Annotated in this window: 18 protein-coding genes and 1 pseudogene; 3 read left to right on the top strand and 16 right to left on the bottom strand. The window is 37.1% G+C overall.

All coding sequences use genetic code 11. The features are described from left to right. Positions 1-3 precede the first annotated feature (3 nt). The gene (locus CYTFE_RS26715; protein ID WP_044214089.1) at positions 4-1,524 is read left to right on the top strand and encodes a carboxypeptidase-like regulatory domain-containing protein; all 1,521 of its coding nucleotides are present in this window, start codon (positions 4-6) and stop codon (positions 1,522-1,524) included. A gap of 41 nt (positions 1,525-1,565) precedes the next feature. Here CYTFE_RS26715 and CYTFE_RS0114680 read toward each other — a convergent pair whose 3' ends face one another. Then, positions 1,566-1,805, bottom strand: coding sequence for an acyl carrier protein (locus CYTFE_RS0114680; protein WP_027472390.1), 240 nt, complete (start codon positions 1,803-1,805; stop codon positions 1,566-1,568). Between the two features lie 295 nt (positions 1,806-2,100). Between CYTFE_RS0114680 and CYTFE_RS0114675 the strand changes: the two genes are divergently transcribed. Continuing rightward, the gene (locus CYTFE_RS0114675) at positions 2,101-2,649 is read left to right on the top strand and encodes a DUF4494 domain-containing protein (protein ID WP_027472389.1); all 549 of its coding nucleotides are present in this window, start codon (positions 2,101-2,103) and stop codon (positions 2,647-2,649) included. Between the two features lie 694 nt (positions 2,650-3,343). Further along, positions 3,344-6,814, top strand: coding sequence for a hypothetical protein (locus CYTFE_RS0114670; RefSeq protein WP_044214090.1), 3,471 nt, complete (start codon positions 3,344-3,346; stop codon positions 6,812-6,814). 231 nt (positions 6,815-7,045) lie between these two features. Here CYTFE_RS0114670 and CYTFE_RS28840 read toward each other — a convergent pair whose 3' ends face one another. From CYTFE_RS28840 to CYTFE_RS0114590, 15 genes and pseudogenes are all read right to left on the bottom strand, one after another. After that, on the bottom strand, positions 7,046-8,011 hold the full coding sequence (locus CYTFE_RS28840) for a tetratricopeptide repeat protein (protein WP_052343217.1): 966 nt from the start codon (positions 8,009-8,011) through the stop codon (positions 7,046-7,048). Then, a complete protein-coding gene (locus CYTFE_RS0114660) occupies positions 8,011-9,177 on the bottom strand; it encodes a hypothetical protein (RefSeq protein WP_154665682.1) in 1,167 nt (388 codons plus the stop codon). The genes CYTFE_RS28840 and CYTFE_RS0114660 overlap by 1 nt, the downstream gene beginning before the upstream one ends. A gap of 285 nt (positions 9,178-9,462) precedes the next feature. Next, positions 9,463-10,200, bottom strand: a complete 738-nt coding sequence (locus CYTFE_RS26705; RefSeq protein WP_044214508.1) for a hypothetical protein — start codon at positions 10,198-10,200, stop codon at positions 9,463-9,465. Beyond that, positions 10,187-12,745, bottom strand: a complete 2,559-nt coding sequence (locus tag CYTFE_RS28835) for a DUF5675 family protein (RefSeq protein ID WP_154665681.1) — start codon at positions 12,743-12,745, stop codon at positions 10,187-10,189. Before CYTFE_RS28835 ends, CYTFE_RS26705 begins: the two co-directional genes overlap by 14 nt. 86 nt (positions 12,746-12,831) lie before the next feature. Beyond that, positions 12,832-14,405: pseudogene (tnpC, locus tag CYTFE_RS29540) on the bottom strand (IS66 family transposase). A 73-nt stretch (positions 14,406-14,478) separates the two neighbouring features. Then, on the bottom strand, positions 14,479-14,829 hold the full coding sequence (gene tnpB, locus CYTFE_RS0114640) for an IS66 family insertion sequence element accessory protein TnpB (protein WP_027471466.1): 351 nt from the start codon (positions 14,827-14,829) through the stop codon (positions 14,479-14,481). A gap of 3 nt (positions 14,830-14,832) precedes the next feature. Beyond that, positions 14,833-15,177, bottom strand: coding sequence for an IS66 family insertion sequence element accessory protein TnpA (tnpA, locus tag CYTFE_RS0114635; protein ID WP_027471224.1), 345 nt, complete (start codon positions 15,175-15,177; stop codon positions 14,833-14,835). Further along, positions 15,174-15,473, bottom strand: coding sequence for a hypothetical protein (locus CYTFE_RS0114630; protein ID WP_027472385.1), 300 nt, complete (start codon positions 15,471-15,473; stop codon positions 15,174-15,176). The genes tnpA and CYTFE_RS0114630 overlap by 4 nt, the downstream gene beginning before the upstream one ends. 281 nt (positions 15,474-15,754) lie before the next feature. After that, entirely contained in the window at positions 15,755-15,961 is a 207-nt protein-coding gene (locus CYTFE_RS31210) for a PAAR domain-containing protein (RefSeq protein WP_262505212.1), read from the bottom strand. A gap of 538 nt (positions 15,962-16,499) precedes the next feature. Continuing rightward, complete coding sequence (locus CYTFE_RS0114620) at positions 16,500-16,952, bottom strand: hypothetical protein (protein WP_027472384.1); 453 nt, start codon at positions 16,950-16,952, stop codon at positions 16,500-16,502. Between the two features lie 140 nt (positions 16,953-17,092). Next, positions 17,093-17,254: a hypothetical protein gene (locus tag CYTFE_RS30505; protein WP_162832589.1), complete on the bottom strand. Its 162-nt coding sequence runs from the start codon at positions 17,252-17,254 to the stop codon at positions 17,093-17,095. A 2-nt stretch (positions 17,255-17,256) separates the two neighbouring features. Then, positions 17,257-17,454: a hypothetical protein gene (locus tag CYTFE_RS31205; protein ID WP_027472383.1), complete on the bottom strand. Its 198-nt coding sequence runs from the start codon at positions 17,452-17,454 to the stop codon at positions 17,257-17,259. A gap of 536 nt (positions 17,455-17,990) precedes the next feature. Continuing rightward, entirely contained in the window at positions 17,991-18,470 is a 480-nt protein-coding gene (locus CYTFE_RS0114600) for a hypothetical protein (protein WP_044214444.1), read from the bottom strand. A gap of 208 nt (positions 18,471-18,678) precedes the next feature. Further along, complete coding sequence (locus CYTFE_RS0114595) at positions 18,679-19,902, bottom strand: IS256 family transposase (RefSeq protein WP_027472380.1); 1,224 nt, start codon at positions 19,900-19,902, stop codon at positions 18,679-18,681. Positions 19,903-20,105: 203 nt separating this feature from the next. Further along, the gene (locus CYTFE_RS0114590; RefSeq protein ID WP_027472379.1) at positions 20,106-21,506 is read right to left on the bottom strand and encodes a TlpA family protein disulfide reductase; all 1,401 of its coding nucleotides are present in this window, start codon (positions 21,504-21,506) and stop codon (positions 20,106-20,108) included. Position 21,507 lies beyond the last annotated feature (1 nt).

The following is a 21,507-nucleotide window of genomic DNA, read 5'->3' as shown; positions in this document are numbered from 1 at the left end:
AGTATGAGAAGCGCAAAGCGAATAGTGTACATTCTGATAATTTTGCTTATATCCTCTGTTAGTTACGCGCAGGATGATGTTTTGGATGAAATTGTTGATGTCAGTTATGAAGGCATTAGTATGGAGGCATTGCTCGATTCTATGTATCTAAAGTATGCTTTTAATTTCTCTTACGATCCTTCTGCTTTACCGGTGGATTCTGTGCTGAATGTGAACTATAGTCAACATTCCCTTTATTCTATTTTGCAAGAAGTATTTAAAAACTACGATTTGAGCTTTAAGAGTGTTGGTCGGCAGGTGATCATATCTCACCAAAAAAGGGAAGTGGCATTAAGTAACTATATCACGCTAAGAGGAAGGGTTGTTTCTGCGGATAATGGACAAAGTATTCCTCTGGTGAATATTGCTGTGATGGGCGAGTCGTTGGGTACAAGTACTAATATGGACGGAGAGTTTGTCTTTTTAATTCCTCAGCACTTGGCCGGAGCTGCATTGCATATGTCCTCCATTGGATATAGCTCCTACAATATGGCAGTACCCCAACGTGATACTACTATGTTGGTGTTGCTTCGTTCGCAATCTGTTCAATTAAAGGAGATTAAGGTGCGTTTCATTCGTCCTCGTGAAGTTATTAAGCGTATGGTTGAAAACAGGGCGCGCAATTACTTTACAAGTCCCATGTTATTAACCGCTTTTTTTAGGGAGTCGATTCGACAGGATGGTAAATACATTGAAGTTTCGGAGGCGGTGTTGGATATTTATAAGAGCTCATATTTGAAGACTTCTGATAGAGAGGAAGCTCGTTTAGTGAAAGGTAGAAAAAAGGTGGAAGACGAAGATGTTTTTCTGGCGCGTTTAAAGCTGGCTGGAGGGCCTGCCTTGTTTTCAACCATTGATGTGGCTAAGCATCTGAATTTTATATCGGAGGAAGAGGATGATAACTATTTTTACATCCATAAAGGAAAAGGTATTGTTCGTGATAGAGTGGTGTATAGAGTGGGGTTTAAACCTATCGTTGAATTAGATGATATCTATTATGAAGGAGAATTATGTGTGGATGTGGAGACTTTTGCACTTATTAGTGCAGATTTTAGTATGACACGAAAGACGCTGCGTAAAAGTGATCAGTATTTAATTCGGAAAAATGCCAAAAGAATCAAGTCGGTGCCCGTATTTACCCGTTATCAGGTAGACTATCGTCCCTATGGTGAGAAATGGATACTGAATAGCGTACGTGGAGAGTTGATTATTAAAATGCAAGACAAGCGTAATAAAACCCGATCGGAATATCAAGCTTCTGCTGATTTGTTGATTACCAATGCCCAACAAGGGAAGGATCAGCGTATCAGATATTCAGAAGCCTATAAAATTAATTATGTGTTGGCAGACCAAATAGTGGGCTATGATCCGATGTTCTGGAAAGATTATAATGTGATTCATCCAGAAGAGGAGCTGATTAAAATATTTAAGTCAACACCTGTAGAAATAAACTTGGTTCCGCAACCTAAAAAAACCAAGCCGTAAAACTTGGTTCCCTGTTATTTATAATCTGACATTGAAAAGTACTAGGCGCAATGTTTTTGAAGGTATTCGATTGTGGATCCCACTGAGTTTAGCATGGATAGTTCCGAGTTCTCAATTTCAACCTCAAATTTGGTTTCCAGTAGAAATAGAAAACAAGTTAAATCCACTTCGTCCATCAATAACTCTTCGGTTAAGGCAGCATCTTCAACAATTTTGTTGCGGGGCACGCCAGTCTTTCTTAAAACTTTGTATAGATTTCTTCTTATTCTCTCTTGTTTCATGACTCTGATATATTTGGGCGTTTTAAGCTTATTTGTATATATGACAATCGACTGTAAAAATACACGTATAAGAATTGTGAATTTTTATTGATAAAGTTCAAAAAAAAATAATAAATGGGTATAATGTCTTGAGTGTAAATGTGTAATGAATTGTGTGTTTGGCGGGTGTTTGGTGTGTCTTGGGTAAAAATTATGGATGATGGAGTCGATTCTAACGGTTTCAAGTACTGATCACATTAAATTGAATTATATTTGCTGGCTTTAGAAAACAATTGTAACAAAAATATTATATACAATGAATACGTGGTTTGAGTGCAAAGTGAAGTACGAAAAGATAGATGAGCAATCGGGTAAGCAAAAAAAAGTGAACCTGCCTTATCTAATTGATGCTGTTTCATATACCGAGGCAGAAAGTAGAATACATGCAGAAATGGAACAATATGTTTCTGGTGAGTTTTCTGTTCCTTCCATTAAAAAGGCAAACTATACCGATTTGTTTTTTTATGATGATGGTGACAAATGGTATAAGTGTAAGGTGATGTTTGTTACCATTGATGAGGATGCAGGTAAAGAGAAAAAAGTAGCTAATCAAATGTTGGTACTGGCATCTGATTTAAAGGAAGCATATGAAAGAATCAATGAGTCAATGAGTGGAATGACGGTTGATTTTGATATTGTGGCCATCATAGAGAGTAATATTGCGGATGTTTTTCCTTATTTTAAAGATGAGGTGAATGAACCTATACCTGCAAACCTAAAGCCTTTGTCAGATTTTGAACAAGAGCGCAGAACGCAGGAGACAGCAGAAGATGGTGTGGTGGATGCCGATGATGTTTTGGAATAGGATGTGTTTAATTATATGATCTGTAGATCGGAAGGTATTTTCATCGGGAGGTATTTTTATAAGTTTAAGTTTTCTTTCAATGCTTATATGGATCTCACAAGAAAATTCAATCATTCTCCTGTGTGTGAATATATTCCCATGGCTCGTTTTATACGAGCTGGATAGTAAGCGACAAAAAAGACCTGTATCTGTTTGCAGGTCTTTGTATTAGTGTTGTTTCTGACGCTTGCTTGATAATTTTATGACTATTTCTGTCTCATTTTTAGATAAGATCTATTTTATACCTGTCGGGCATTGTTTTTTCTGTTCTAAGCCCTCCTATTTTCATTTCATCCTGTTTTTGCCTAAATCACCATAATTAGCTATTTAATAAATCATATTTTTCACCTACATTTACCTTTGTAACTACAATGATGAAAACTATTTATCGTTTTTTATTGTGATATTGTTAAAGGATTTATAACCATGATTTTAAATAGCAAAACTTAAATTTGCAATTCATAAATAATTTATTCTCATATATTGAGAATAGAAATTTTATGATCTAATTTAATTTCAGATTGTTTATTAGATGAGTGATTTAGTAATAATACAGAAAATAATTAAAGATTATTTCATGTTCTAATGAAGAAAAATATCTTTAATTGATTATTTTTGGCAGACGCAAATAAGAAGACATATAAAATCGAATATAATGAAAGAGGAAGTATTCAATTTAAAACCAACCAAGAAGGATCGTAAGGATATGATCCAGTACATCAACCTTCAATTGGCTGCGCTTGGTCAACCTCTGTTTCATGACGAAACTGATGCGATGAAAAAATTATCCAACGCACGGTTTTTGGATTTAACAGAAAGTCTGATCAGTAGCTTTAGAGAAAAATCAAGATTGCTGTCTGATCATCTTTCGCCGGTTGATGCCAGAATACAGAATTTTATCGATGATTATCTAAAAGATGTTGAAATTGATAAATCGCTACGTATTCCTAACAACACGTTTGTGCTGAACCAAAAAGGATTAGCGCGAGAAATCAGTTTGCCGCCTAATGGTGATACTTTTAAAAATGATTTAATCAACTCTTATCGTGTAAAACAAGGGATTTTGAATAATCCTTTTAATGATAAAAGAACCACAAAAGGAACTTTTCATATTGTGGAAGGTGGTCTTCCTGTGCCATTGGATAAAAAAGAAGTGCCTAAGCTTACTTTTGCACATCTATTGCATGCTGCCTTAAATCCTCCTGAGGACTATAAAGTGCTTCCTTTTACTTCTAATCAGAAGAAACAAGCAAAAGTGATGCTTTCTTTATTGATGCGTCCTGTTGTTTGTCCTAAGGTGGAGGGTTTTATTGATGAAAAAACCATGGAGATTCGTTTTTTCGCCCCGGGAAGTTTGTCCAGTAATCTTGACTTTGTGGAGAGTATTTTTGGTAACGCCGGTGATCATAATTTGGCTGAGAATGATGCAGCTTTGGACGTTGAACATTGGACGGGTCATACAGGAGCCGTTATTTTAGCGCCTCAACTGACAAAGCTAAAGAAGAAAGATGTTGGTTTGCCGCATGTTTCTGAAGCTACAGAGCGCCAAAAACGAGAAGGGATGTGTTGGGAGAAAGAAGATGAACTCTATAATGATGGTGGTGCTTTTAAGTGTACTTGTCGTGATGACAGGGGTGTGGTGGTTACATTAATAGCGGATAACTACTACGGCTATTCTAAAAAAGAAGTAAAAACGCAAATCGGATATTCTGCAAACCTATACGGATTGGTTGAGGAAGAACATGCTGGTGGAGCTATCGCCTTTCCGCGTGGAATCATGAGCGAGAACGTGTTTGGAAAGCACTTCTCCAGTAAGTTTGAATATAAGTATAATTTCCAGGAAGCAATGAAGCTCTTGGGTGATCGGGTAGAGGTGAAGCCGGAAGGTTATGCGGTGGATAAGAAATACCCGAAAATTGTTTACATACCTGAGTATGCCGATATTGATATACAGAAAAGTGCGGTTAGCTGGGATTATAAAGGGAGTGAGTTTAAATTGAAGCTTTCTCCTGAAAAAGTATATGTTCATCCTTCGGGAGATAAGTTCCAATTGGCGAAGCACCCGGCTCAACCATTGTGGAGAATTATTCATACCAATGCTGAGGGTATGTTTTGTCATAAGCCTTGTACGGTTTCTGGTGGAGGAAAATCAGAAATATCCAAGTCGTTACAAAACGCTATTAAGTATGGTACTTTTAATATCCATAACTTAGAAGAGGACTTTAAGCTGGCCGATGAAATCATTAATAAAGATTATTCCGACAGATGGCGAAATATTCGTCCTGATGCAGGAGAGTCACGCCCCTTCCTGAGTACGAAGAGAACATTGGGTTCTGCAGTTAAATTGCTGACTCCATCAGACCAATATAGCGATGAGTATAATGCGTTTTTAAGAAATATACCACAGCATATTCGTACACTCGTTCTTTTTGTGAAGCGATTGTATCGTAATGATACGGAGACCGGTAACTGGAAGGATTATATGACTGTGGAAATAGTGAATGGTAGAGCCGGAACTACTTTGATGTATAAGAATAATCCTGTTATTGGTAGTTATGTACGCATCGGGTTTAGTAAGGATCAAAATTGGTTGGTTCATAAACTGCGTTCTGATTTTGTTCCTAGTCATAAGATACAAATGGAAGATGATATTACCGCTTCTATTACTTTGCCTTCCAATAAAATAGAATATCTGAATCCTGAATACAAAAACAAAAGCGTTAAGATTACTGCAAACTGCGAGAATCACTTGTTTCAACGTCCGGATGAGGCCGTTATTCGTGGATATGATGTGGATGCTGAGTTTGATATCGTTCAAAATGGAACTTTCTTAACTAATTATGAACCTCTTCGTAAAGCTGATGCTATAGAGTTGGTGGAAGATGCCATCAGCTTTGATAGATATACACAGCCAGTGAAGGATCTGATTACCAAAGTGGCTGAGAGTGATAAGGATGGTTACTTTGTTACTCCATCTCATACGCGTGTTGTAAATGGTGAACCGACTAAGAATCCGCGTTATTTGCAGAAAAATGTTTATGCAGAGGAAACCGAAGATAGTTATTTGGCTGAAGTGGGCGTTCGTTTACGTAGAAGAATCGAACAGAATAAGCCTGTTATTAATACTGTAAATGCTGTGCTGCCGGGTCGTAGGAATAACCCTGCTGATAAAAAGGCAGGCGTTAGATCATTGAGCGTCTATAACCCGATTCACTATCAGGAGTTGCCAGAGCTGTTTATGGACTTTATTTGTAGTTTGACAGGTAAGTCGCCATCAACAACCGGTGCTGGTTCGGAAGGCGCATTGACAAAAGGACCTTTTAATATGTTGGCTCCTACCTCCGATTTAAATAATGCCTTGCTGTCTTATATCTTAACCGAGTATCAGGGTTTTACCTCTGCAGCCGGTTATGTGGGAAAAGATAGGTTTGACCATGATATTAGCTTGTTGATCCCTGAAATATGGGCACGCCTGGTGCCAGAGGATAGGGATCCTAAGTTGTTGATAGAAACAGGTTGTCTTGAGAAACTGGATGATTTTGAATATAATGGACAAAAAGTGCTCGCCAGTCGTTTAGGGTATAGAATCACAGAACATTTTGCATTTAGATGTATGAATCGCTTGTTTGACGAGCCTAAAGCTGTGTTCAGTGAGGAAATGTTAAAGCCTGAAAAGCAAGGAATAGAGGACTTTGTGGATGGAATCAATAATATTGTGGAAGCACAACAGAAAGTGGCTTTGGCTTACTTTGCTGACGGAAGTGTTGAGGCTGCTATTCCTCCTTTGAAAATATTGTTGAGTGTGATGGCTTATGGCGAGTATGAAGGTAAGGATATTAGTGACCCTGAATTACGTAAATACTTTGATAGGGATTATGTGATTGAAAGTGACTGGTACAAGGAGCGTTTGAAACGTAAGCAAACTAAAGAACTTGAGTTTACAACTAAACAGTTGGCTGACCTGGAAGAGTTTGCTAGTAAGCCTGAAAATCAGCTTTTGGTTAAAGAAATGGATATTTACAAAAGAATTTCTGTAGCTAAAGAAAGACTGAGCTATGTTCAATCGGATAAGTTTATTGATAGTATTGTTGGTACTATAGGATTGGATCCACTGTATAGAGGATAGTGGATTTGTATTAATTGAAGATTTAAAAGGCAGCTTTTTTTAAGCTGCCTTTTTTTTGATTATTACCCAGATGCAAGGTGTATTTGAATTGTGTATAAAAATCTTCTTCTTGATCGTTATAGCCTAATCCTATTAACTCATGGTTTAATAATTCTGAGTAATATTGATTTATATTTTGCCGTCTTGAACATTGATTGTACCCCTCCTGTGTATCTGCATTGTTAAAACTATTTATAAATTGTTTATTCTGTCCAATATGCGCTTGGGTATTTTATTCTCTTTCCCGTTGATTTTCATTAATTTTATGTACTTTTTGTATGCTTCTTTTGCATTTTCAAATTCTTTTAATCCCCAATAGGCATCACCAAGGTTTATATAGGCTACTGTTCTATTGGGTGAAATTTCCAATATCTTACTTAATAGATAAACAGCACTAAAATAAAAACCTTTTTGTTCAAGATAGTAAGCTGAGTTATTGTAGCCAACTATATCTTCTGAAATTGGTTCAAACGAACGCTGTATGGCCATTTGAATAACAATAATATCTGACAAGTTACGCATCGTAATTGTATCTTTATCAGAATAAGCCCTTTGTATTTGCTTGTTATAAGATTCGGCCACTTGATTACATTCTTCATTATTATAATTAAAGCATTTAAACAGCAATTTCAAACCTTTTTCATTCAGATAGTTTTCATTTTGAGGATGATAATTATATAATGAAACAGGCCAACAATGAAGTTTTTCAAATGCTTGAGTATATCTGTTTCCAGATAAAAAAAATGAAGATAATCTATAATAATTATCTTTTTCTTTTAATCTAAAAATATCATAAACTTTGTATGCTCCTGTATGCCCAAGTTTATCTGGGAAATAATATTCAATTATAAAACCATTCAAATATTTTATAATACCAACCCTCTCAAAAACATATGGACAATACTTATCCAATTCCTCAAGTTTAATGATTGGTGATTTTTGTTTAACTATAGAGTCTTTTACAATCAAACTGATAAAATTATCAATAGAATCTCTCTCTATATATATCGTATCATTTCCTAAAATTGTACTATCAGAGAAATCATATTCATAAAATGCTTTTAAATTAAGTATACTAGAATCAAATACCTTATTTTCCTGCGCCATTACACAACAACAGTAAAATATACACATGGAGGTTAATAAATGTTTTTTCATCAAAATTCTTTTTTTATTTTATCATATCTGTTTTTTGCATCATTCATATCCCTTGCTGGACCATACAATTCTAGAATTCTGTTTTCATATTGTAAATGCTTACTTCCCCAATCGTTAGGATTTCTTGATATTTTACTTTTCTTATCAGTTACATTTGTAACTGTTTTATTGAATTCTATGATCTCAGTATCTTTCTCATTAAAGAACGTAGTTATTGCTGCTCCAACATCTCGAGTTACATTTGCAGGAGCATTTACACTATGGTCTAATACAATAGCTTTACCAAGAGGGCTGTTAAAGTATTCTTTAATTTGATAAGAATATCCATTTGGTTTTTTATCACAATACTTTCTTATTCTCAATATAAAGTCATAAACCTGTTTTCGTATAAAGTCTTCATCTTTTCCTACTTTTATAAGGTGTGCTAACGGTTCATTAGGTAAATTCTGATTTAAACTATTAGCATCAAAGCCTGTACGTACAAGAGTGCGTAACTTACTACCAGTTATCTTTCCCTCTGAAGTTTCATAATACATCCTAATCCCATCATCTTCTTTTTCTACCGTCCAGCCACAATTTTCAAATAGAACTTTGTATTTCTGAGGATATTTTTCTTTAAACTCATAAACTTGTATAGGAAATTCGCCTCTGCCATCTATTCCAACAGTCTTTTGCATTGCTCCAACAGTAAGAATAACACGATCGTATGCTTGAATAGAGTCGCAATTCCCTTCATTTTTAGCCATTGCAATTATTATCTTTTTTTCATCTTCACTAACAACTGTATTGTAAACCTTCGTATCTATTGGAAACGGTTCTAAATCATTTTCACCCTTTGGCTGTGGGTTGCTTTGGGTTTCCCACGAGTACATTTTTCTGCTTTTGTCAAGCGTGGGGTCATATGTCCAGCCTTCTGGCATTTCATTTCCTGGTACTTTTACCTTGCTCCAAAAATCAAGGGCATTTACTTTGTCCTCAATTACTTTTAGGGAGTTTTCTTTTTGCTTGATAAAATGCTCTTTTATTTCTTCGTCTTCTTCCTGTTCGATGCCTTTATCGAACAGAGTTTCCAGTTCTTGTTTAAGGCTACTGTAGTTTACACCCCATTCGCTTTGGTGGTAGCAGACCAGTTTAGAAAGGCGTTCGCAAACATGCATATCATCCAAACCACGGCGCAGTTCCTGCGGACTTAACTTTTTATTGCCATCCGTGTCCATTTCTTTGAATACCGATTTGAGGAAATGAGCACGGTCAAGTTTACATATGTCTTGATCCGAGAGAAAAAAATATTAATTAATAGCTCCACCGGAAGATGGGCATTTTTTCTCCTTTGCATTAATCTTTCAGGCGAACCATTATTTATTCTGTCAAAAATCCGCTCTGGTATTTTACTATCTTCTCCTTGACTTTCATCTATAGACTTTTACAATTTTACTTTACCTCGTATTAATTTAAGGAAGATACTTATCCCAACCCACATTTTTATATTTTGGATTTGGCATAAATTCAGCTGTACCAATATCTAAATCTCCTGAGCATGGTATCCTGTATTGTCCCCAATTACAAGGAACTGTTTTCTCTGTTTTATAACTAGTCCATGTGCCTTTAAACAAATTATTACAGTATGAATCAGAAAAGTCTTCTAATCCATCAAAGCGAATAATACCATTCGTATCAAGAAACCACATGTTAAAAAATATTCCTTCAAAAAAGCCTGTAGATGTTTCATTTTTATTTTCGTAGAATTCATATCTGCCAATAATAAATCCTTGTTTTACAATACTATCTGTCATCCCATCTTCAATACCATATTTTATACGGGAATTAATATATACTGTATCTATTGAAATAATACCATGGAAACTTCGTAGATTATTTGCTACAGTCGTTTGTCCAGAAATAAAATATTTATTTTCATTTCTTGTGTTTTTTACGGAAGATAGGAATTCAATTTCTAATCTCTTTTTACTTACACCAATAAAACCGATATTAAAGTTTTTTCTACCAATTAGGGCATTGCTATAGTCATATTTTATATAATCTGAAATGTCATCAGCGATAGATATTTCGCCTGAATATCTTTTCTTTGTTTCTTGTAACCAACTTTCATTTGTACATTCAGTTTGAGAATATATTTTTGAAAAAAAGAGTAGTAATAATAAAATTCCAATACATCTATTGTTGTTCATAGTCTTCTTTTATTATAAGTTTAACATTTTGAATACCGACTTCTTCAAGAAATGCAATAAGTGTGTAAAACTGCTCAGGACTTTCTTTTACACCAATAATTGTTTGTTTTCCTCCTATATTGCTAGTTAGCTTTTCCTTACCAGGCAACAAACAACCTTCAGAATGTTCTCCTCTGACTCCAATATGTATCAATATTCCTCTTGATTTAGCAACACTTTCATTATAAAGTTTTGGAAATCCATAATTCAAACAAGGGTCATCCAAAGAACTAATGTATGAATTTGTCGAATTCACATATTTATCCTTTGAAAATTTGTTGGAAACATGCCACGTTAACTTATATTCTCCAATTGGTATTCGTTTATCTTTATTTTTTTGCGTAGTATCGGGTCCATACGGCTCAGTAATATAACCTGATATATTAGAATTGGAAACAGAAAAAGTACTAATAGTGGCGCTAGAACTATTCTCTCCTGACCAGTAGGTCCACTTACGTACAATTTCTATAACACAATTATTTACTCGCCTCATCTGCTCAACAAATGCATTAGGATGAAAATGATAAACCTTTGTATCTGTTGGGAAAGGTTCTAATTCGCCTTTGCCCCTTGGCTGTGGGTTGCTTTGGGTTTCCCACGAGTACATTTTTCTGCTTTTGTCAAGCGTGGGGTCATATGTCCAGCCTTCTGGCATTTCATTTCCTGGTACTTTTACCTTGCTCCAAAAATCAAGGGCATTTACTTTGTCCTCAATTACTTTTAGGGAGTTTTCTTTTTGCTTGATAAAATGCTCTTTTATTTCTTCGTCTTCTTCCTGTTCGATGCCTTTATCGAACAGAGTTTCCAGTTCTTGTTTAAGGCTACTGTAGTTTACACCCCATTCGTTTTGGTGGTAGCAGACCAGTTTAGAAAGGCGTTCGCAAACATACATATCATTCAAACCACGGCGCAGTTCCTGCGGACTTAACTTTTTATTGCCATCCGTGTCCATTTCTTTGAATACCGATTTTAGAAATTGCGGAGCATTTTTCTCTGTTTCATCGAATATGAAATTGTCGGGCTGGTCTTTCAATACTTTAAAACCAAAAGCTGTCCAGTCGTGTGCCGAAACCTTTGATACTTTTTCGTCATCGCTTTTTATATAGCCTTTACGTTCGCCACGACAATCCTGTAGCTTGATTTCGTACCATATAACGTTACCCAACTTTATTTCTTTAACTTCCTTTTTACTGATAATATAGTCGCCCATCAGTTCTGTTTGCTTTTCGGAATCGTTTGGGAAAAACGTAGAAACATAGTTTTTATTGGGTTTGCTTTCGAAAAGTTGGTTGATGTCGCTGTTTAGGGTAAAATATTGGCCCATCATGGTTACTCCAGATGGCAAATGATCTTTATGAACCCAGTAACAATGTTCGCCATTGGGCAAGCTATAGCTTACGTCACGGGATGTTTGCTCTTTTGCAATTTGCTCAGCATCTTCGTTAAGGGTTATTACCGAATCTTTGGTAATTGTTCCGTCAAAAGCTTCGTTAATTTTGTCAAGCTTAAAGTTAGTATATGTATAATTGCCTGTTTCTTCTGTTGGTGCTGTTCCGTTGCATAAATCGGATTTTTCAACTGTTCGGTATTGCTTGTGAAGTTTTATGCGTGAATATTCCTCTTCAACCTGTAATACCAATATTTCATCACCAGTTTTGAGCGTATATGGGTAATGATGGCTGAGCATTGCACCTTTGGCTATTTTTATATAGTCTTTGGTGTCAGCAATGTCGTCTTTATCGCCTTCTTTTCCCTTTAAAAACGCTGTTGGGTCGCTTGCACTAAAAACTTCGAGATGGGTGGTGCGATGTTGCTCGTTGCCAATATGTCCCATTGGGCCGGTAAAACCGATAATATCGCCTGCCTTTACAGGAATGTTGCAATCGTTTCCCGTGATGATTTCATCTAGGTTGTTTTCGTCAAAGTCGAGAACAAAACCATCTTCCTTACAGCTTTTGGCATAGATATAACCGTCTTGTTGTTTGCCGTTGAGGGTTTTGATTTTGTAGTAATTGCCCGATTTTTTCTCAATGGTGAACTTTGATTTGTTAGGGACTTGCATAACAAAATTTTCGTCAGGCTTTTCTTTGTTATATGTTGGTGTACTCCGTAGGTTCTCGTAATCCCAACATTTTCCTGTCTGACCATTGCCTACCACACGATACATGTTGTCGTTGATTTTTTCGAATTGGTCGCTATTTAAGTCCACATATAAATCGTCATATACCAGTCCTGAATCGGGATGTGTGAATATTACTTTTTTGAATTGTGTGTTTTTTGCCCAGTGGGTGAGGGATTTATCAAAAATGTCATTCTCTGAGTTTGGGTTTACAATAGAATTGACTGGCAATATCATTGTAAAACTTTTAGAGATACTTTTATATGCTGTTACCCCTTTTGCTTTATATGGTGTTTTACTGTTTACCTCGTATTGTTGGGTTTTAAACATATCGGGTACGTTGTTAAATTCTTTCAGCTCATCATACGGCATTAGGTGGTTATACAAAGAGTAAAAAGTTAATTCTCTTCCCTTCGGACTTCTGTATTGATGTTGGATTAAAACAAAACCGCTGTATCCGCCCGAGCAAATACTTATTCCTGAAGCAAACTTTTATCAATAAATTGCGGCAAAAGTTCTTTGAAATTTTCGGCGGGTGTAATGTGGATGTTTTCCATGACGTACTTTAGCCATTTTTGCGGATCAATGTCAAGTTTCTTGCAAGTTCCAAAGAAGCTGTAGAACATTGCGATATTTTTGGCAGCATCATGTGAACCGGCAAACAAATAGTTCTTACGTCCCAGAGCCAGAGGGCGAATAGAGTTCTCAACCAGATTGCTGTCTATCTCCAGTATTCCGTTGGTAAGATAGTTTTGCAGGCTTGTCCAGCGATTTTTGCAATATTCAAAAGCTTTGCCCAGAGGACTTCTTGGTATTACAGATCCTTTGTGCTTGTTAATATATGCTCCAATTTCGTTAATTACAGGCAGAGCTTTTTCCAGCCGCAGAGCATGCCGTTGCTCATGGGATAGATTTTGTTCCCGTGCAATGGCCTCAATGGCATAGAGAAGCTGAATGAGGCTTAGCACGTGCGAGGCCCGTTCCTGATCGTTCTTCAGTGCGGCATCAAAATACCGTCTGGCATGTGCCCAGCATGATAAATGAGTCAGTCCTGCTTTTTTTGCCAAAAAGGTATAGCCACTATAACCGTCGGTTTGAACAAATCCACGGAACGAACTCAAGTCGTCGATGGGGCCATTGGCCGATCGGCTCTTGTAGTACTCAAACAGCACGCTTTTTGACAATGGGGCATACCGAACCCACATGTACCCCTGATGACACGTTCCTTTTTGTTGCGATCCTGCACTTTTATTGGTGATTCATCGATCATCTGATAAATTTCCCTGAAAACATGTAATCGATGTACCACGTATAAAGGTCGCAATAAATTGGCTCCAAGTTTTATCCATGATTCCAGCGTGGACTCCGGAATGGTAACTCCCATTTGGATGAGCATCTGGCGGGTGCGGTAAATCGGTAAGTGGTAGAGGTATTTATTGGTAAAGATCATTCCCAGTAGATTGGCACTAGCGATGCATTTATGAAGAGGTCTGTTTAAAGGAGCAATTACTTGCTTTTGATCGGCTTTCTCGTCCTCTTTGGTAATAAACTTGTAACGGATGTAATGGTTCTTAAACAATTTTGCAGGTGTATAATCCAGCTCCTCAGTGACTTCCTGACCAATACATATCATACCTGTAGTGTCTTGCTCTGGCTCTAAAACAATCTCATTAACAAGCAATTGATCAGGCAGTTGCATACGGCCAGGATGTTCTTTTCTGACTTTCCTGCGTTCATACTCAACACGGATCTTTTCCTGCTCTTCTTTAACAGCTTTGGAAACAGCAGCAACCTCCTCTTCGAAAGACAATGTAAGTTGATCGGGATGAACCTGAGGAATGAAGCGTTCTCGTTTGGAACCGAATATTAAACGACGCATCTGATCATTCTGAAAAGCAAGATGTTCTACATCCTGCGTAAGCTTTTGTATGGAAGAGTCTTTTTCTGAAATAACAGCTTCTTTCTTCAAAAGATCCGCTTTCAGAGCCGATATTTTGGCCTCCAGTTGAGCAGTATTTTGGCTATGTGAAATGTGCTGTTTTTTCATACACAAATATAATATTAAATATTTGACTGACAAATATTTAAACCTATATTTTACAGTTATTTAATAACAAAAATCAGCTGATTTTAAATCGCTTTTTTCGTTTCAAATTTTTAAAGGAAAGACCTTCCAAAATCATCATCAACTCTTCCCGGGTAATGAGTCGTGATGGTGTTGTTTTATCCTGGTCTTCTAGAAAATATCTACCTCGCTCCAGACGTTTGTAAAACAAGGCAAAACCATCTCCGTCCCAAAATAACAGCTTTATATGTGTTCCGGTGCGATTTATAAAAATGAAAACGGAACCACTGACAGGATCCTGCTTCAATATATTGCGCACGATTCCGGCCAGTCCATCAAAGCCATTACGCATATCAACAGGCTTGCAGCACAAATAGTACTGCAAGTTTGCACTCAGCCCAATCATGAGCTAGTAAATTTTCAGGCTCATGCCGTTCGGAAAAGTAAGGCTCATTTGCGGCAATCGCTCATCCTGTAGCGATGAAACTGCCGTTGTTGCCGAAGATTCTGTTGAGGCGAAAGAATCAACCTGTGCATTCTGAAGACCGAATGAGTTAAGGTCAATAAATTTCAGGCTGGTGTCGCTTTCTGTTTTTTGAGTCTTTTCAAGGGCTTTGTATTTACCTACCCAGTATTGCATTTTCGAGCGTGTTACTCCAATTTGTTTGGCGTAACTTCCTATAGTTTGGCCGCTTTCCTGCTGTAGAACCACATGCTCAAACATGCTTCGGTTTAAGGATTTTCTGCGTTTCATGATTTTTTGAGGCAAAAATAACAGTCATTGGAATGGCAGGAAACATGGGGTTGGTGGGGTGGATACAAACCGCTTGAAAACTTCAATCCATTGTTAGTTTCAATAGGTTCTTTGTTAAGACGATAAGCAATTATTGTTCCGTCGGTAATGGCTTTTATAGCCGTATTTCTGTCTTCGTTAATGTGCATACCTCCATGCCAATTGAGCTGAGCTCCTAATGGGTATGTGCCTACTTGATTGCAAGCACCATAGCGTTTAGCTGGGGACTGCTCTATATCTGCGTATTCAAATTTCATGCGTTTGGTTTATTTGTCGCATGGAACTCGCAAGTGAAATCAAATATTTGTTGTTTAATGTAAGTTTCTCTTGCTCGTTTCATTGTTGTGTTAAATTCTGAAGAGGGTGAATTTTAGCTTATGTTTGATTTTACAGGCTAAAGTCAGCTTTTGACATGTAACCATGTTTTTTTGATTCTTTTTTAATTTCTGGGAATGATATTTCGTTGGGTGCTGTGGTTGCTGAGGGAAAAAGCAGTTGCTGAACCGAAGGTTACGTTTGGTTCTCTCTGAACAATTTGTCAGCCATGTGTTGTCATGCTACCAACTGTGGACACAGGAACTCCATTAATGAATACTCCAGCTTCACTTTTAACAATCGTATCAGTCGGTCCTGAACAAACACATATGTCTCCCATTAGGGCGACCGGTTTTCTGTTTACTAGCATGTTTGAGGAACCTGGTCCAGTTACCAGACCGCCCACATGTGGTACTGTTCCGTTACACATAGGACAAACATGCATACTGCCTATTGTTGCTATTGTTTTTCCTTTCATAGTTTATTTTGTTTTAAGTTAAAGTTAGTCTGAGCGCCTCGGTTTTGCCTTGGAGCTATGAATAGTTGTCGCTTGCGGTCTGTTTCCTGTCCAGTTGCAATGAACTTAAATGCGGGCCGTAAACCTTGAATAAACTACTAAACGGCAATTATTTATGAGCACGTGTGTGCCCTGCATGTGCAGCAGTACACCCACACCCGAAGTTGTTGAAAAGTTTAAAAATACAAATTATCTTCAATAGACAAAAGGCTGTGTTGCATTTTTATCCAGAGGGTGAAACGAAAATATAAATATTAATAAAGCTATTACTAGGTGAGGGCTCTGTAATCACGTGTTGGTTACGGCAAGTAGTCAGCCGACGCCATAGTATTCAACAGCAACGAGCCGCAATAAGATATGTGGAGGTCTCACAGTCTGGAGAAGGGCTGGACATTGGGTAGATAGAAATTTGGTTGGGAGGTATAAGGATTTGAACCTTACTAGCCCTTTCTTAAAGTATTGAAAAGCTTTTACTGGTGTAAAGAGCAGTTTGCGTATGCCTAATGAACCACCGTATATGCTTATCATTCTCAAATCTTGTTTCAGATAAGAATAGCTCATTTGATTCAAAATTAGCTTCGAACTCTTCTTTTGCTTCTTTTGAAAATCCATTCATAAGCTGGTAATACAAATATGTCACATTATTATGATTTTTGGTTCCCCAATAATAGTCATTAAGCATTTCTTTGTATTCTTCCTTTGAACCTGAAGATTCAACTATTTTAGGAAGCGTATTAAAAACTCGAGAGATTCTTAAGTTGTCAATTTCGGTCAAGCTTTTTGTATTATTTAAAACAGATATAGAATATTTTACAATCAAATCACGCTTACTTTGTTCGAGTAAATTTAAGTCTTCTTTGTTTATAAGGGGTTTTAAAATCCATATATTGCTTTGGATTTTCAAGTGGATGAAAATCAGTGCTTAGTTCTATGTCAATTAAATTATTCAATAGTTTCAAACGCTCGTTATAATTCTATTTCTCCACCAATTCCTCGAAAATCTTAATTGAAAGGTTATCATTTGTGATTTTCTGAATCACATCTTTAGCTATATGCGTTGTTGTGGGTAGTGATTGTATCTGGTGATATCTCTACAACTTTACCGTCTTTGGATATAATAATTGGAGAATTCTTATATTTTTTAAATTCAATCATTTTCTTATATGCTTTTTCTAATCCTTCTTTTATTTTTTCAACATTATCCATGACTAAATATTTTTATACTTATTCAATAATTCATTCCACCTTTCGGTGTTTTTAACTAAACTACTCTCAGTATTTCTATGGGCGATAATTTCATCAGCATTTACAAATTCTTCACAATCTAGTATTTCTGGAAGAATTGTATAAGAAGCTGTTGTTTTTCCAGCTCCGTTGCAACCTGATATGATAAAAAGTCTTTTCAATATATTCTATTTTTGACAAATTTACTTCTTTTGATTGGTTGATGCTAATTTGGGTCATTTTTTCTCATCACCCACAACTGCACGGCTATGAGCAGTGTGCATGTGTTGCGCCTGCGGTGGACATAAATGGATGGTGGATTGAAAGTCGAAAATATGCCAATATCAAAACAAAACTGGAAGTGTTGGATGGTTGGCTTCGTAATCGTCTTAGATACTGCATTTGGCATCATTGAATTGGAGCAAAGCGGAAATCGCTAACACCAATAAAATATAATCTTTGTTGGCAAAGTCCTATTTTAGGTACAACCATTACGGTGGAAAGACTCCAAAAACGAGGTTACATTCCCTTAGCTTCTATGTACAACCAAATTACTTCTGCTTTACCTACTAAATCAAATACACTATTGGCTCCGCCGATCTTCGATTCCCCATGGTATAAGGAACCGCCCTGTACGAGACCCGTATGCTAGGTGGTGTGAGAGCTTCTCCGATAGGCTAATTAATAGCCTATCGGCTGGCTACTCGATTATGGGCTTTTATTCAGTCATTATTGAATCTATTCCAACATAATCTGGACCATCGTAAATTAATTGATAATCATTCCTAATATATATATCGTTCAAATTATCTTTGGATGAGCCCAAATATAGTGTATCATTCGTCTCATTCAATATGTAATAACTTTCACTCTCCCATCTTCCATTTGTCCAATGTTTTGAAGTACTAGCAGTATAGTATTTTCCAATATCGTTTAAACCGTAAATTGTTAAATTATACCACAAACCATCCAAATTCGTAAACCCTGTGATTTGGTTATTGTTTATAAATGATGTATTACCGTAATATCCAGTACTCGTAAATATGACAAAACTACTATCCGCTTTGGGAGTGTCAATGTTGCGCCATGTACCGAATAAATTTTCATCTCTTTGAGAATTAGGGTCTGGAAAAAATTCTTTTGGTTCACAGGAAGTAAAAAACAAAAGAAACAAGTATAGAATACTAAAATTTTTCATAATCGTATTGGGAATGTTAGCTGAACTCTGTCCTGTTGTTTTTTTACGATTTCAAATTAACTCATTATTTTTCTTTTAACCAATTTCTAAAAGCTTCATCGGGGAGCTTATGATTTTTGCCAAGGGCGGCTGAGGTACGAAGCCGTTTATATACCCTTGGCAGAACTCATAAGCGGACCTACCTTCGCTTTTATAATTTGGTGTGTGCTCACAGATTGATAACAAACCTCCCCTCAAACATGATACAAAGCTGCTGGGCTGTCAATGCCCAGTTCTGTATGGGTTGAGTCCACTTTTTCGATATGTTTTCGGTGGCCAGATAAATGAGTTTCATCAAAGCCATGTCGCTGGAAAACGCACCCTTGGTCTTGGTTACCTTGCGAACCTGCCTGTGGAAGCCTTCGACGGCGTTTGTGGTATAAATCAGCTTCCTAATGGGGGCGTCATATTTAAAGTAAGCGGACAGCTCCTCCCAGTTGTCGTTCCACGAGCGCAGCACCACGGGGTACTTTTTGCCCCACGTTACTTCTAGGTTAATCAGCTCGCTCTCGGCTTGTGACTTGGTTGGGGCTTGGTACACTTTTTTCAAGTCCTTCATAAATTCTTTCTGGCCTTTGGAGACCACGTATTTGAGCGAATTCCGAATTTGGTGTATCACGCACTTTTGAATTTCTGTATCGGGGAATATGCTTAATATCGCCTGTGAAAAACCCGTCAGATTATCCGTACAGGCAATCAGGATATCCTTTACTCCGCGGCTCTTTAGGTCTGTCAATACCGACAGCCAGAAGTTAGCGCCCTCGCTTTCGGAAATGTACATCCCTATGAGTTCCTTCCTGCCGCTTTTGTTGATAGCCAAAATATTGTATACGGCGCGCGATACTACCCTTCCCCCGTCCCTTACCTTGTAGTGCATAGCATCCATCCAAACAATGGGGTAAACATCGTCTAGGGGTCGGTTCTGCCACTCCTTGACCTGTGGGATCACCCTGTCGGTAATGTTGCTCAAAACGGTTGGGGAAACCTCAACGTCGTACATGTCCCGGATATATGATCCGATGTCACGTAGGCTCATACCCTTGCCGTAAAGGCTAATAATCTTGGGGGCAAGGCTGTCTGCCAAAACGGCCTGCCGCTTCTTTACTATTTCGGGCTCAAAATCCCCGTGGCGGTCATAGGGCGGTTCAATGTCCACACTACCGCCTTCGGATCTAACCGTTTTGTTACCCTTGCCGTTGCGCTTATTGCCCTGGGAGCGCCGCTCGGAGGTCAAATGCTCGTCCATCTCGGCCTCCAAAGCGCTCTCCAAAAACTCCTTTATAATGGGTGCAAAAACTCCACCCTTACCCGTCAGGGATTTACCGCTCTTTAACTGTTCGAGTGCCATATCACGCATAGCTATATACTCGGGGTTCAATTCTCTTTTTTCCATAATCCTCAAAAATATAATTTCTAAATTATGGACAGAGTTGAGTTTACAGTCTCTGCTAAACATCTTACAGCATTCTCTAAATAGCAAACACGCTAGTTTGAGTTCCCAATCCTCAATAAGGGTGCAGGTTCGAGTCTTGTTCTAGGTACAAAAAACTCCCGATTACTTTATTGTAGTCAAGGGCTTTTGTATAAATATCTAAACTATTCTAAACCTAATACAGCCTCCAAAAGTCCATTAAAATCAATTGGCTTAGCAAGTATCCGATTTTCACCATCCAGTAAAAACATAGTAGGGGTAGCATACAAGTTATAAGCAGTAGCAACTTTACCATCCCATTTATTGGCTTCATTTAAGTTTATCCAAGGATAATCATTTTTGGAAATAGAGGTCTTCCATGCTTTTTTATCTTCGTCAATAGAAATTGCAAAAACTTCCAAATCAATATTCTTATTGAAGTACCAGTTTTTTAATGGTGGCAGAATTTTCTTACACATGGGGCAGCTTGTCTCCCAAAACAATATCAGTTTATAATCTGTGTCTGATTGATATAGCTTAAACTGTTCACCATCCCAATCGTCTAAAGTAAAATCTGGTATTTTATCCCCTTTTTTCATTTGTTGAAATGCCAATCGTCTTTCAAGCGTATTATTATCACCCGAACAACCATGAGGAATCATGTAGAAGTCTGAAATATGTGTTTGTAAATTGTCCAGACCAAGTTTCTCGAAGCCTCTCATTAAGTAGTCTACTATAAATGCCGATACATTAGGATTCTGACTGGTTTTATACAGAATCACATCAATGGCTTTTTTAAATTCATCTACTTTTTTTTCTTTTGACAATCCTTTTTGAGCATAGAGCATAAAATATTTAAAGACCTTATCGGTATATGCAGAGGAGTTCATTAATGATTCATCCGAAAAATCTATATTATCGAAGTAGTGTTTTTTTTGCACTTCCTCTCGTTCCTGCTCCGATAAATTTCCATTTAAAAAGGGTTCTTGTTTTATCTTAATAAGTTTGCTCGCATACAAGTTAGGATAATTTTGAGTCACTGATGCAATCAACTTATCTCTATCTTTTTGCAACTTATTATACTTCCCGATTATTTCGGTTCGTTTAGCAAGAGTATAATATGTATCATCATTCTTTTGAAAATGGTTTATTTGCATCACCAACTCTTTGACCTGTTCTTGGTATATCTTCTCTTTTCTCAAAAATTCAAACCAAATTTGGTTTTCTAATGACTCAATGTCTTTAGCACTATCCAGTGGCGCATTAAAATCCGTTTCTATCACAATATCCTCACCATTGAAAATAAAATCCAATTGTTGAGGTGGTTCGTTCATAACTTTTGCGATTGCGCTTTGTCCCAGAACCAAACGACAAACGCCATAATTTATATTGTTAGGCATATGAAACCTAACAAAATCATTGAAGAAGATCACCGTATCTCGTGGATAAAAGTGATCTCCTTTTATTGTACCCCAAATTACATTCTGATTAAGTTGATTAGCAACGAATATTTTAACGTTTTCTTTCTCCGCATTTATAATTGCAAAATTCAGAAAAAACAGAAGCAATAAGTACACTACTTTCATT

The sequence above is a fragment of the Saccharicrinis fermentans DSM 9555 = JCM 21142 genome, assembly GCF_000517085.1.
Lineage (GTDB): Bacteria > Bacteroidota > Bacteroidia > Bacteroidales > Marinilabiliaceae > Saccharicrinis > Saccharicrinis fermentans.
Note: the sequence above shows the minus strand (reverse complement) of the source record. Positions and strands in the feature narration are given on the sequence as shown.

Coding starts and splice junctions, on each gene's coding strand:
- CYTFE_RS0114590 (WP_027472379.1), bottom strand. CDS start 21,506: ATGAAAGTAGTGTACTTATTGCTTCTGTTTTTTCTGAATTTTGCAATT.
- tnpB (WP_027471466.1), bottom strand. CDS start 14,829: ATGATTGGGCTGAGTGCAAACTTGCAGTACTATTTGTGCTGCAAGCCT.
- CYTFE_RS0114630 (WP_027472385.1), bottom strand. CDS start 15,473: ATGAAATTTGAATACGCAGATATAGAGCAGTCCCCAGCTAAACGCTAT.
- CYTFE_RS31210 (WP_262505212.1), bottom strand. CDS start 15,961: ATGTGTAACGGAACAGTACCACATGTGGGCGGTCTGGTAACTGGACCA.
- CYTFE_RS30505 (WP_162832589.1), bottom strand. CDS start 17,254: ATGGATAATGTTGAAAAAATAAAAGAAGGATTAGAAAAAGCATATAAG.
- tnpA (WP_027471224.1), bottom strand. CDS start 15,177: ATGAAACGCAGAAAATCCTTAAACCGAAGCATGTTTGAGCATGTGGTT.
- CYTFE_RS26715 (WP_044214089.1), top strand. CDS start 4: ATGAGAAGCGCAAAGCGAATAGTGTACATTCTGATAATTTTGCTTATA.
- CYTFE_RS28840 (WP_052343217.1), bottom strand. CDS start 8,011: ATGAAAAAACATTTATTAACCTCCATGTGTATATTTTACTGTTGTTGT.
- CYTFE_RS0114595 (WP_027472380.1), bottom strand. CDS start 19,902: ATGGAAAAAAGAGAATTGAACCCCGAGTATATAGCTATGCGTGATATG.
- CYTFE_RS0114680 (WP_027472390.1), bottom strand. CDS start 1,805: ATGAAACAAGAGAGAATAAGAAGAAATCTATACAAAGTTTTAAGAAAG.
- CYTFE_RS0114675 (WP_027472389.1), top strand. CDS start 2,101: ATGAATACGTGGTTTGAGTGCAAAGTGAAGTACGAAAAGATAGATGAG.
- CYTFE_RS0114600 (WP_044214444.1), bottom strand. CDS start 18,470: ATGAAAAATTTTAGTATTCTATACTTGTTTCTTTTGTTTTTTACTTCC.
- CYTFE_RS26705 (WP_044214508.1), bottom strand. CDS start 10,200: ATGAACAACAATAGATGTATTGGAATTTTATTATTACTACTCTTTTTT.
- CYTFE_RS0114670 (WP_044214090.1), top strand. CDS start 3,344: ATGAAAGAGGAAGTATTCAATTTAAAACCAACCAAGAAGGATCGTAAG.